At 67.4% G+C, this 12,825-nt stretch carries 8 protein-coding genes; 7 read left to right on the top strand and 1 reads right to left on the bottom strand.

What is annotated here, in order from left to right; translation table 11 throughout:
* Positions 1–12 precede the first annotated feature (12 nt).
* The 6 genes from LQ564_RS05445 (at position 13) to LQ564_RS05420 (ending at position 7,145) form a co-directional block, all read left to right on the top strand.
* A complete protein-coding gene (locus LQ564_RS05445) occupies positions 13–1,338 on the top strand; it encodes a D-tagatose-bisphosphate aldolase, class II, non-catalytic subunit (RefSeq protein ID WP_231057053.1) in 1,326 nt (441 codons plus the stop codon).
* A 35-nt stretch (positions 1,339–1,373) separates the two neighbouring features.
* The gene (locus tag LQ564_RS05440) at positions 1,374–2,141 is read left to right on the top strand and encodes a DeoR family transcriptional regulator (protein ID WP_231057052.1); all 768 of its coding nucleotides are present in this window, start codon (positions 1,374–1,376) and stop codon (positions 2,139–2,141) included.
* The gene (locus LQ564_RS05435) at positions 2,142–3,230 is read left to right on the top strand and encodes an N-acetylglucosamine-6-phosphate deacetylase (RefSeq protein ID WP_231057051.1); all 1,089 of its coding nucleotides are present in this window, start codon (positions 2,142–2,144) and stop codon (positions 3,228–3,230) included.
* Positions 3,231–3,258: 28 nt separating this feature from the next.
* On the top strand, positions 3,259–4,974 hold the full coding sequence (locus LQ564_RS05430) for an MFS transporter (RefSeq protein ID WP_231057050.1): 1,716 nt from the start codon (positions 3,259–3,261) through the stop codon (positions 4,972–4,974).
* 110 nt (positions 4,975–5,084) lie between these two features.
* Entirely contained in the window at positions 5,085–6,113 is a 1,029-nt protein-coding gene (locus LQ564_RS05425) for an SDR family oxidoreductase (protein WP_231057049.1), read from the top strand.
* 372 nt (positions 6,114–6,485) lie between these two features.
* Positions 6,486–7,145, top strand: coding sequence for a PRC-barrel domain-containing protein (locus LQ564_RS05420; protein ID WP_231057048.1), 660 nt, complete (start codon positions 6,486–6,488; stop codon positions 7,143–7,145).
* A gap of 265 nt (positions 7,146–7,410) precedes the next feature.
* Here LQ564_RS05420 and hrpA read toward each other — a convergent pair whose 3' ends face one another.
* Entirely contained in the window at positions 7,411–11,451 is a 4,041-nt protein-coding gene (gene hrpA / locus LQ564_RS05415; protein WP_231057047.1) for an ATP-dependent RNA helicase HrpA, read from the bottom strand.
* Between the two features lie 55 nt (positions 11,452–11,506).
* On the opposite strand from hrpA, the gene argA reads away from it, so the two are divergent.
* The gene (gene argA, locus LQ564_RS05410; protein WP_231057046.1) at positions 11,507–12,820 is read left to right on the top strand and encodes an amino-acid N-acetyltransferase; all 1,314 of its coding nucleotides are present in this window, start codon (positions 11,507–11,509) and stop codon (positions 12,818–12,820) included.
* Positions 12,821–12,825: the final 5 nt, after the last annotated feature.

Below are 12,825 nucleotides of genomic sequence, written 5' to 3'. Positions count from 1 at the left end.
ACGCGAGCCCCCATGAACCAGGACCTCTCTCCCATCCAGCAGCTCGTCAAGGCGCACCGCCGCGGCGAGCCGGTCGGCCTGTACAGCGTCTGCTGCAGCCATCCGCTGGTGCTCACGGCCGCCATGCAGGTGGCCAGCCGCTACGATACCCTGCTGCTGGTCGAAGCGACCTCGAACCAGGTCGACCAGTTCGGCGGCTACACCGGCATGAACCCGCAACAGTTCCGCGACTACGTGCACCGGCTGGCGCACGAGCGCGGTTTCCCGCTGGAGCGCCTGGTGCTTGGCGGCGACCACCTGGGCCCCAACGCCTGGCAGGGCCGCCCCGCCCTGGAAGCCATGGCGAACGCCGAGGTCCTGATCGCGGCCTATGCCGCTGCCGGCTTCCACAAGATCCACCTCGACTGCAGCATGCGCTGCGCGGACGACCCGGCCACCTTGGACGACGAGACCGTGGCGGCGCGTTCAGCGCGCCTGGCCGCGATCGCGGAAGCGGCGGCGCAGGACGCCGGCCACCCGCCGCCGGTGTACGTGATCGGCACCGAGGTGCCGGTGCCGGGCGGCGAATCCGCGCTGGCCGAAGCCGGCGCGCCGACCTCGCCGCAGGCGGCCGCCCGCACCCTGGAAGTGCATTGCCGCGCCTTCCTCGACGCCCGCCTGCACGCGGCCTGGCGCCGCGTGATCGCGATGGTGGTGCAGCCGGGCGTTGACTTCGACGCCAGCCATATCCAGCACTACGAGGCCGCCCAGGCTTCGGCGCTGTCGGCCTTCGTCGCCGGCCAGCCCGGCTTGGTGTTCGAGGCTCACTCCACCGATTACCAGCGCGAGTCGAGCCTGCACGAGATGGTGCGCGACCACTTCGCCATCCTCAAGGTCGGCCCGGCCGCCACCTTCGCCCTGCGCGAAGGCTTGCTGGCCCTGTGCCAGATCGAGGACGAGCTGCTGCCGCCGGAACAAGCCTCGCGCCTGATGGCGGTGCTGGACGAGGTCATGCTGGCCAAGCCCGAGCACTGGCGCAAGCACTACCCGGGCAGCAGCGAGGAACAGCGCCTGATGCGCCGCTACGGCCTGTCGGACCGCTGCCGCTACTACTGGAACGAGGCGCCGGTGGCCGCCGCCGTGGAGACGCTGTGCGCGAACCTCGACGCGATCGGGATTCCGCTGCCGCTCCTGAGCCAGCACCTGCACGAGCAATACCTGGAAGTGCTGCAGGGCCAGCTCGCCGCGAAGCCGCGCGCCCTGCTCGAGCACAAGATCGGAAGGGTGCTGGCCCAGTACGCGCGGGCCTGCAACCGGAATGCCGCGGCGCCCGTCAACACGCCGGCATCGATCTGTTAAGCTCGGCGTTTTTGAACGCCAACCGAGCCGCCACCATGCGAAACACGACCCAACGCCGCGAAGCCATCCTCCAGCAACTGACCCGCAAGGGATCGGTCCAGGTGAACGACCTGGTGCAGGAGTTCGGGGTCTCGGCGGTCACCATCCGCAACGACCTGAGCGCGCTCGAATCGCAGGGCCTGGCCTCGCGCAGCCACGGCGGCGCGACGCTCACCCGCACCCCGCCGCCGGAACAGTCGATCCGCCAGAAGGATGCGATCAACCAGGAGCAGAAGGACCGCATCGGCGCCCTGGCCGCCACCCTGGTGCAGGAAGGCGACAACATCATCATCGACTCGGGCACCACCACGATCTCGCTGGCGCGCCACCTGCGCGAGGCGAACGGCGTGACGGTCATGACCAATGGCCTGAACATCGCCTGGGAGCTGGCCGACACCGCCGGCGTGGAGCTGATCCTGACCGGAGGACTGCTGCGCAAGCAGTCGCTGTCGATCCAGGGCAGCCAGGCCGAGGCGACCCTGCAGGCCTATAACTTCGACAAGCTGTTCCTCGGCGTGGACGGCTTCGACCTGCAGTTCGGCGTCACCACCCATCACGAGGCCGAGGCAAGCCTGAACCACAAGATGGTCGAGCGCGCGAAGAAGATCATCGTGCTCACCGACGCCTCCAAGTTCGGCCGGGTCAGCCTGCACCGCATCGTGCAGCTGGACCGGGTCGATACCGTCATCACCGATGCCAGCATCAGCCAGGAATACCGCGAGGGCCTGCAGAAGCTCGGCATCGAATTACTCATAGCGGACTAAATGCTCAGCGGCAGAATCCTGACTCCTTCCGGCTGGATCACAGGCAGCATCGATTTCAGCGAACGCATCCACCGGATCATCGAAGGCCCTGCCGCAAGCGGGCACACCATCCTCCCCGGCTTCGTCGACCTGCACGTGCACGGCGCGGCCGGTACCGACATCATGGAAGGCGGGAATGCCGGCGCCGTCGTGGCCCGCAGCCACGCGCGCCACGGCACCACCTCCCTGCTCGGCACCACGCTGACTGCAAAGGAAGACCATATCCGCCGGGCGCTCGCCGGCATGGCCGGCATGATCGCGCAGCGCCCCGCGGGGGCCGCGCGCATGCTGGGCGTGCACCTCGAGGGCCCGTTCCTGAACCTGCAGCGCCTGGGCGCCCAGCCGCCCGACGTGGTGCCGGCGCGCCTGGACCTGGTGCGCAGCCTGCACGCCATCGCCCCGATCCGGGTGCTGACGATGGCGCCCGAAGTCGACGACAATCTCCAGCTCATCCCGCAACTCGCCGCCCTCGGCATCCGCGTCCAGATCGGCCACAGCGCCGGCAGCTACGAGGACGGCGTGGCCGCGCTGCGCGCCGGAGCTAGCGGCTTCACCCACCTGTTCAACGGCATGAGCGGCCTGCTGAACCGCGACCCCGGCATGGTCGGCGCCGCGCTGGCCAACGCCGAGTATGCGGAAATCATCCCCGACCTGCAGCACGTGGCGCCGGGCGCCCTGCGCGCGGCCTTGCGCAGCATCCCGCGTCTGTACGGCGTGACCGACGCCACCTCGGCCACCGGCATGCCGGACGGCGAATACGCGCTCGGCACCCAGCGCGTGTTCAAGTGCGGCGCCTGCGTGCGCCTGGCGACCGGCTCGCTGGCGGGCAGCGTGCTGACCATGGACCAGGCCCTGCGCAACTTCGTCGGGCTGGGCCTCGACCTGGCGGAGGCCTCGATGCGCCTGTCGCGCTATCCGGCCGACTACCTGGGCGAGCACGAACGCGGGCGCCTGGCGCCTGGCGCCTGGGCCGACATCGTGGTGCTGGACGCAAATTTGCGGCCGGTGGCGGTGTATGTCGAAGGCGAAGCGATCGGCCTCGCGCACTAACGATACAAACACAACAAACGGAGACGACATGATTACCACGCCAGAACGCGCGCGGCGCTACCTGCTGTTCATCGCCGGCATGGGGGGCCTGCTGTACGGCATCGACGTCGGCATCATCGCCGGCGCCTTGCCCTACCTGGAATCGACCGCCACCCTGGCCTGGAAGCTGAGCACCCAGCAGTTGTCCTTCATCGTGGCGGCGGTGCTGCTCGGTTCCGTGCTGTCGTCGCTGTTCGCGGGACTGCTGGCCGACCTGGTCGGGCGGCGCTGGTGCATGGTGCTGGCAGGCGCCCTGTTCACCATCAGCATCCCGATGATCGCGCTGTCCGACGGCTATATCCCTTTGCTGCTGGGGCGCCTGCTGCAAGGGATCAGCGGGGGACTGATCGGCGTCGTGGTGCCGCTCTACCTGGCCGAGTCGCTGCCTGCGGACGGGCGCGGACGGGGCGCGGCCCTGTTCCAGCTGATGCTGACCATTGGCCTGGTGGGCGCCGCCGTGATCGGCCTGTCCCAGGCCCGCAACGTCGACGCCGTGACCCAGGCCGCCGCCGCGCTGGATCCGGCGCAGCGCAGCGCCATGGTGTTCGCGGCCCAGGACCATGCCTGGCGCACCATCTTCTGGCTCTGCCTCGCACCCGGCCTTGTGTTCACCGTCGGCAGCCTGGCGCTGAAGGAGTCGCCGCGCTGGCTGGCACAGCGCACCGGCACGAAGATGAAGGCCGCCGAGGCGCCGGTTCCGGTCCGCGATGCGCTGGCCAGCCGCCGCTACGTGCTGCCCTTCCTGCTGGCCTGCCTGGTGCTGGCCCTGACCCAGGCCACCGGCATCAATTCGGTGCTGGCCTATGTCGTCACGATCCTGAACCAGGCCGGCCTGCCCGGCGCCACCGCCAACGCGGCCGACGTGGCCCTCAAGGTGCTCAATGCGGTCATGACCGTGGTGGCGGTGGCATTGGTCGACCGCAAGGGCCGCAAATTCCTGCTCATGCTGGGCAGCAGCGCCATCGTCGTGGCCCTGGTGGCGGCCGGCCTGCTATTCCGCGGCGCGGAAAGCACGCAAGCCGATGTGCGTGCGCAGATACAGGCGCAAGTGCGCGACGACGGCCTGGCGCTGCGCCTGGACCAGAAGCTGCTCTCCCGGCTCGGCGCAGATGGCAGCACCCCACAGCAGCTGACGGTCGCCTATGCCTACGGACCCTTCACCAATGTGAAGTCGCTGCGCAGCGACGACCCGCTGCTGCCCACGGTGACGCTGCGGCGCGAGGACGCGATCGCGCAGGACAGCGTGATCGGCGCCACCCTGCGCCGCTGGCGCCTGAATCCCTTCTCCGACCCGGCCGCCGGCCGCACGGCGCCGCTGGTCATCGAGCGCGCCTGGCTCGGCGCCGTGCCGGCCGAGGCGCACGGTTGGCAGGTGGCGCTGGCGATCTGCCTGTTCGTGGCCGGCTTCGCGGTGGGCCCGGGCGTGTGCGTGTGGCTGGCCCTGTCCGAGCTGATGCCGACCCGGATCCGCTCGAACGGCATGAGCATCGCCCTCCTGATCAACCAGTTCGTCTCGACCCTGATCGCGGCCATGTTCCTGCCCACGGTCGGCTTCTACGGCTACTCGACCGTGTTTTTCGTCGGCGCGGGCTTCTCGCTGCTGTACTTCCTGACGGCGGCCTTCCTGCTGCCCGAGACCAAGGGCAAGACCCTGGAAGAGATCGAATTGCACTTTACTGGTGCAGGAAAGCCGCAAGCCGGCTGAGTTTCTTTCTGCCGAGCTAGCTGGCTCCATGTCTTTTCGATCAGGTCTACCATCGCTTGCTCCCGCGTGGCCGCTACCAGCGGCCCTCGTTCACCTTCAGGAGCTTCAGCATGGATTCGAACAAGAAAAAACCTGACGAGGTCGCCCCCTCGCGCCGCCGTTTCGTCAGCACCGTCGCCACCGGTATCGCAGCCTCCGCCGCGGTCGCGCCCGCGATGGCCCAGCAGGCCGGCGCCGACATGGCGAACCAGCCGGCGCCCGGCCGCGCCCGCGAAGCGGCCAAGCGCTACCCGGCCCCGCCCTTCCCCAACCAGTCGCAACCCTGGCCGGGCCTGGCCAGCAAGATGACGCCGCGCCCGGACCATGGCGAAACCACCTACCGCGGCAGCGGCCGTTTGGCCGGCCGCAAGGCGCTGGTGACGGGCGGCGACTCGGGCATCGGCCGCGCCGCCGTGATCGCCTTTGCGCGCGAAGGCGCGGACGTCGCCATCAACTACCTGCCGGCGGAGGAAGCGGATGCGCGCGAAGTCGTGGAACTGATCCGCCAGGCCGGCCGCAAGGCGGTGGCGATCCCCGGCGACATCCGCGACGAAGCCTTCTGCCGCAAGCTGGTCGACGAAGCCGTGCGCCAGCTGGGCGGGCTGGACCTCTTGGTGAACAACGCCTCGCGCCAGAAGTCGCAGGACTCGATCCTGGACATCTCGACCGCGGACTTCGACTGGACCATGAAGACCAATGTGTATGCGATGTTCTGGATCACCAAGGCGGCGGTGCCGCACCTGAAGGCGGGTAGCTGCATCATCAACACGGCGTCGCAGCAGGCCTTCAATCCGTCGGAAAACCTGGTGGACTATTCGATGACCAAGGCGGCCGAGGTGGCGCTGACCAAGTCGCTGGCCAAGCAGCTGGCGCCTAAAGGGATCCGCGTGAATGCGGTGGCGCCGGGGCCGGTGTGGACGCCGCTGCAGGTGTCGGGCGGGCAGACCCAGGAGAACCTGAAGAAGTTTGGCGAGGATACGCCGATGAAGCGTCCGGGCCAGCCGGCCGAACTGGCGCTGGCCTACGTCACGCTGGCGGCGGACGAATCGAGCTTCACCACCGGACACGTCTACGGCGTGGCCGGCGGCAACGGTCAATAGCAGTAAAGGTCTGAGACTGACGCGCGCGGGCTGGGCCAGCCCGCGCGCGGCGCCCCGGTTCAGCGGCGGCTGAACCAGCTCAGGCGGGCGAACCAGGAATTCAGGGAGCGGGTCGGGATGAGTTTGCCCAGCGGACCAGCTTGATTGCAACGCGAAGTGACAGTCATTTCTTTTCTCTCCGAAACATTGCTTAGCACAATAACCACGTTGCAACGAATCTTCTGTGCGCCAGTTCGCATAGCGCTGCGCCGGCGACGGCCTGTCGCGCGCGCCCCCACACGATTGAGTCATATCATCCGCAAAGCAGGGTCGGGCCCTACCCTTGACGGGTAAGCCCGCAGCCTTGCGGGCAACCCAACAGGGAGGTAAACCATGAGCTACGCAGATCGCGACAAATACGGGATGTACAGCAACACGCGCAGCACCGGGCCCGGCCCGGCGCTGATGGGCGCCGACACCTTGATCGGCGACAGCGTCGTCAACGACGCCGAGGAAGACCTGGGCGACATCAAGGACATCATGCTCGACATGCAGACCGGCCAGGTGGCCTACGCCGTGCTGGCCTTCGGCGGCTTCCTGGGCATCGGCGAAAAACTGTTCGCCGTGCCGTGGCAGGCGCTGCACCTGGACACCGTGAACAAACGCATGGTGCTCAACGTGGACAAGGAACGCCTCAAGGGCGCCCCCGGCTTCGACAAGGACGCCTGGCCCGACATGAGCGACGCGAGCTGGGCAAGCGGCATCCATTCCTTCTACGGCACCGACCCGTCACGCTCCGGCGCCCCGACCATGGGGCCGGGCTCATCGTTCAGCAGCATGGGCAGCGGCGCGGCGATGGGTGGCATGGGGTCGAGCGTGGGGGCGGGTTCGGCAGGCAGCAGCAGCGGGGCCGGCAGCGGCCTGGGCAGCGGCGCTGGCGGCGGTTCGCTGCATGGCGATTCGTACGGGGTCAGCGGCAGCGCGGATCCGCGGCCGGGGCATGATGGGGATGACAAGGATTTGAGCCGGATTCGGGGGAGCAATATCGGTTGATCTTGCTTGGTCGACGAAGGAGACCGCGTGGGGTGACACGTACGACCTTCAGCAACGTATCACTCCACCTCTAACCTCAGCACGTCATGCGCGCCACTGGCGCCCATGACTTCCGGCGAAGGCCGGAATCCAATTCCGTTGAGAGCAGTTAGCGTCTGCGTTTTGCGTTAACGATACGCTTAGGAACTTGGATCCCGGCCTGCGCCGGGATGACGTTCTAAAGAAGCGGGCCATCAAAGCGCCGGCGAATCGCCAGCACACACCATCAACGAATCATCGACTCCCACACCTTCTGCAACCGCTTCGCCGACACCGGCATCGGCGTCCTCAACTCCTGCGCAAACAAGGACACCCGCAACTCCTCCAACATCCACCTGAACTCCAGCATGCGCGGATCGTTGTTCTTGCCCGCCTGGTTCTTCAAGGTGCGCTGGAACTGGCTCGCCGCGTTCTGCCACTCCGCCATCAGCTGCGCATCGCGCGACGGATTCCCGCGCAGCTTCTCCAGCCGCACATTGATCGCCTTCAGGTAGCGCGGGAAGTGCGCCAGCTGGCTGTACTCGTTGTCCGCGATGAAGCGCTTGTGGATCAGCCCCTGCAGCTGCGACTGGATATCCGACTGCACCGCCTGCGGCAAGCTCTGGACCCGCTTCGGCATGCCGTGGAACTCGGACAAAATCGACCCCACCAGACGCGCGATCTCGTTGATCAACAAGCCAATCCGCCCCTTGCCCTCATCCTTGCGCTTGTTGAACTCCCCGGAATTGATCGGCAGCGGATCCTGCAGGCAGGCGATGTCGATCGCCTTGGCGATGATCTGGTCGCGCAGGTCTTCCTGCGTGCCCACGGCCATGAACTGCATGCCCATGCCCTGCAGGCCCGGGATGTTCTTTTCCGCGAACTTGAGCTGGTCCTTCAGCTGCAGCGCGAACAGGCGGCGCAGGCCGATGCGATGGGTGCGCGCCGCCACGTTCGGGTCGTCGAACACTTCCAGGTCGCAGTGCGTGCCCTTGTCGACCAGCGCCGGGAAACCGATCAGGGTCAGCTTGCCCTGGGTAATCTCCAGCAGTTCCGGCAGCTCGCCGAAGCTCCAGGTGGTCAGGCCCGTGTGCTGGATCGCGCCGGCCGCGGGCGCAGGCGCCGTCGGCGTCGATGGCTTCGCCCCCTGAGCATTGCCCTTGCCCTTCACAGGCGCGGCGGGAGCAGCGGGCGCCGCGGCCTGCAGCTTGGCCGGCGCCGCCGTCGGCGTCGCCTCGGCCATCTTCTGGAAGCTCTGGCGCGCCTGCCCGCCCAGCTCCGCCTGCAGGGTCGCGAGATTGCGCCCCATCTCGAGCTGGCGTCCGTGCTCGTCGATCACCTTGAAGTTCATGAACAGGTGGGCCGGCAGGGTCTCGAGCTTGAAGTCGGTCGTCAGCACGCGCGCGCTGGTGTGCATATGGATGTCGGCGATCAGCGCATCGACCAGGTCGCCCCGGGCGAAGCGCAGCGGGTCCTGGTGGCGCTCGAAGAACTTGGCCGCGTAATCCGGCAGCGGCACGCAGTGGCGGCGCAGCTTCTGCGGCAGGGATTTGAGCAGCAGGTGCACCTTCTCCTTCAGCATGCCCGGCACCAGCCAGCCCGCACGCTCTTGCGGAATCTGGTTCAAAGCGAACAGCGGCACGGCGAGGGTCACACCATCGCGCGGGCTGCCCGGTTCGAAGTGGTAGGTCAGCCCCATCTCGATGCCGGTGACGTTCATCGTCTTCGGGAACAGCTCGGTGGTGACGCCGGCCGCCTCGTGCCGCATCAGCTCTTCGCGGTTCAGGAACAGGAGCTTCGGATTGTCGCGCGACGCGTCCTTGTACCACTTCTCGAAGCCGGCGCCGTTCACGACCGTGTGCGGGATCTCCTTGTCGTAGAAGGCCGCGATCAGCTGCTCGTCGACCAGCACGTCGAGGCGGCGCGACTTGTGCTCGAGGTTCTCGATCTCGCGCACCAGCTTGTGGTTGTGCGCGTAGAACGGCGCACGCGTCTCGTAGTCGCCGGCCACCAGCGCGTCGCGGATCAGGATCTCGCGCGCCTCCGCCGGGTTGTGCAGGCTGTAGTTGATGCGGCGATTGCTGTAGACGACGATGCCGTACAGGGTCGCACGCTCGGTCGCCGTCACCTGCGCCTGGCGCTTCTCCCAGCGCGGCTCGCCCCACGACTTCTTGAGCAGGTGACCGCCGATCTTCTCCACCCACTCCGGCTGGATCTGCGCGATCGTGCGCGCGTACAGGCGCGTGGTCTCGACCAGTTCCGCCGCCATCACCCAGCGTCCCGGCTTCTTGGCGAGGTAGGACCCCGGCCAGATGTGGAACTTGATGCCGCGCGCGCCCAGGAACACCGGCTCGTCCTCGGCCTTGAAGCCGATATTCCCCAGCAGGCCGGTGAGCAGCGCCAGGTGCAGCTGCTCATAGGTCGCGGGCGCCGCGTTCAGGCGCCAGCCCTGCTCGCGCGCCACCGTCAGCAATTGCGAGTGCACGTCGCGCCACTCGCGCAGGCGCAGCTGCGACAGGAAGTTGGCGCGGCAGTTGTCCTGCAGCTGGCGATTGCTCTTCTTGTGTTCGATCGCATCCTCGAACCAGGCCCAGATCTTCAGGTAGCTGAGGAATTCGGATTTCTCGTCCGCGAACTTCTTGTGCTTCTCGTCGGCCTGCTGCTGGTACTCGATCGGCCGGTCGCGCGGGTCCTGGGTCGACAGGGCCGAAGCCACGATCAGCATCTCGGTGAGGCAGTCGTTGTCGACCGCGGCCAGGATCATGCGGCCCACGCGCGGGTCGAGCGGCAGCTTGGCCAGCTTGCGGCCCAGCGGCGTGAGCGCATTGCTGTCGTCGACCGCGCCGACTTCCTGCAGCAACTGGTAGCCGTCGGCGATCGCGCGGCCCTGCGGCGGCTCGATGAAGGGGAAGGTCTCGACGTCCGTGAGGTGCAGCGACTTCATGCGCAGGATGACCGAGGCCAGCGACGAGCGCAGGATCTCCGGGTCCGCGAACTTCGGACGCTTGTTGAAATCGTCCTCCTCGAACAGGCGGATACAGACGCCGTCGGCCACGCGGCCGCAACGGCCGGCGCGCTGGTTGGCCGAGGATTGCGCGATCGGCTCGATCTGCAGCTGCTCGACCTTGTTGCGGAAGCTGTAGCGTTTCACGCGCGCGAGACCCGTGTCGACCACGTAGCGGATGCCGGGCACCGTCAAGGACGTCTCGGCCACGTTCGTGGCCAGCACGATGCGGCGCGCATTCGTGGTCTTGAACACGCGGTCCTGCTCTTCCACCGACAGCCGCGCGAACAGCGGCAGGATGTCGACGTGCGGCGGATGGTGCTTGCGCAGCGCTTCGGCGCAATCGCGGATTTCCCGCTCGCCGGGCAGGAACACCAGCACGTCGCCCGCACCGATGCGGCACAGCTCATCGACGGCGTCGACCACCGCGTCCATCAGGTCGCGCTTGTCGCGCGCCACCTGGGCCTTCGGTGCGGGTTCGCCCGGCTTGGGCTGGATGGTGACCGGGTCCTTGTCCACCGGACGGTAGCGCACCTCGACCTTGTACAGGCGGCCCGACACCTCGATCACTGGCGCCGGCTTCTCCGCCGTGCCGAAGTGGCGCGAGAAGCGCTCGGCGTCGATGGTCGCCGAAGTGATGATGACCTTCAGGTCCGGCCGGCGCGGCAGCAGTTGCTTCAGGTAGCCGAGCAGGAAGTCGATGTTCAGGCTGCGCTCGTGCGCCTCGTCGATGATGATGGTGTCGTAACCGCGCAGCAGCGGATCGGTCTGGGTCTCGGCCAGCAGGATACCGTCGGTCATCAGCTTGACCGAGGCGCCCTTTTGCAGCGTGTCGTTGAAGCGCACCTTGAAGCCGACGTGCTCGCCCAAGGGCGAGCCGAGTTCCTGCGCGATGCGCTTGGCGGTCGACGACGCCGCGATCCGGCGCGGCTGGGTGTGGCCGATCAGGCCAGCCTGGCCGCGGCCGAGCTCCAGGCAGATCTTCGGCAGCTGGGTGGTCTTGCCGGAGCCGGTCTCGCCCGACACGATCACCACCTGGTTTTCCAGGATCGCCTTCGCGATCTCGGCGCGCCGGCCTGATACCGGCAGGTCTTCGGGGAAGGTAATGGCCGGGAGCGGATTCCTGAACGGCGGCGTGCGCGGTTCCGACGGCCGCGCGCCATCGCGCGGCGCGCGCGTGCGCTGCCCGCCTTCCGGCCGCGGCTTGCGCTGGACGGTGGCGGGCGTGTTGGTGGAAGCGGCGCGCGCCGAGTGCGTCGAAGGCTTGTTACTCTGTTCAGACATTGATTTTTACAAGGTATTTGGTGCGCACAACGCGCAGCGAATTATAATGCGGCAAATGGAAAATCCTACCCAATTCGTCCAGTGGCTGCGCTCCGTCGCGCCGTATATTCATGCCTTCGGCGGCAAGACCTTCGTGGTCGCCTTCCCGGGCGAACTGGTCGCCTCGGGCGCCCTGCCGGTGCTGGCCCAGGACCTGTCCCTGCTGCTCGGCCTCGGCATCCGCCTGGTGCTGGTGCACGGCTCGCGTCCCCAGGTCGCCGAGCAGCTCGAACTGCGTAACGTCGAGGGCCGCTTCCACAACGGTATCCGGATCACCGATTCCGCCGCGCTCGAATGCGCGAAGGAAGCCGCCGGCGAACTGCGTCTCGACATCGAAGCGGCATTCAGCCAGGGCTTGCCGAACACCCCGATGTCGAACGCCCAGATCAGCATCGTGTCGGGCAACTTCGTCGTTGCCCGCCCGCTCGGCGTGATCGACGGCACCGACTTCGAACTCACCGGCGTCACCCGCAAGATCGTCGCCGAGAAGATCCAGCCGATCCTGCAGACCGAGGACAGCCTGGTGCTGCTGTCGCCGCTGGGCTTCTCGCCGACCGGCGAGATCTTCAACCTGACGATGGAAGACGTCGCCGCCTCCGCCGCGATCGCCCTGCACGCCGATAAGCTCATCTACATCACGGAGACCCCGATGATGAGCGACGCCACCGGCGTCGAGATCCGCGAACTCTCGTCGCACCAGGCCGAAGCCGTGCTGCAGGCCGGCTTCCTGCCGCCCGACGCCGCCTTCTACCTGCAGCACGCCATCAAGGCCTGCAACAGCGGCGTCGACCGCGCCCACATCGTGCCTTTCGAGATGGACGGCTCGGCCCTGCTCGAGCTGTTCACCCACGACGGCGTCGGCACCATGATCTCGCACGAGAACCTGGAAAGCCTGCGCCAGGCCACAATTGAGGACGTCGGCGGAATTATCAAGCTCATCGAACCGCTGGAAGCGGACGGCACCCTGGTCTACCGCGGCCGTGAGCTCATCGAGCGCGAGATCGACCAGTTCTCGGTCATCGACCACGACGGCGTGATCTTCGGCTGCGCCGCCCTCTATCCCTTCCCGGAATCGAAGATGGGCGAGATGGCCTGCCTGACGGTGAGCCCGGACGCCCAGACCCAGGGCGACGGCGAACGCATCCTCAAGCACATGGAAAACCGCGCCCGCGCCGCCGGCTTGAGCAAGCTGTTCGTCCTGACGACCCGCACCGCGCACTGGTTCAAGAAGCGCGGCTTCGTCCCGGCCACCGTGGACGACCTGCCCAAGGATCGCCAGCACATGTACAACTGGCAGCGCCGCTCACAGGTCCTGATCAAGACTTTATAATACCG

The organism is Massilia phyllostachyos (genome assembly GCF_021044825.1).
GTDB lineage: Bacteria > Pseudomonadota > Gammaproteobacteria > Burkholderiales > Burkholderiaceae_D > Telluria > Telluria phyllostachyos.
The sequence above is the reverse complement of the archived record's forward strand: the minus strand, read 5'-3'. Positions and strand labels throughout refer to the sequence as shown.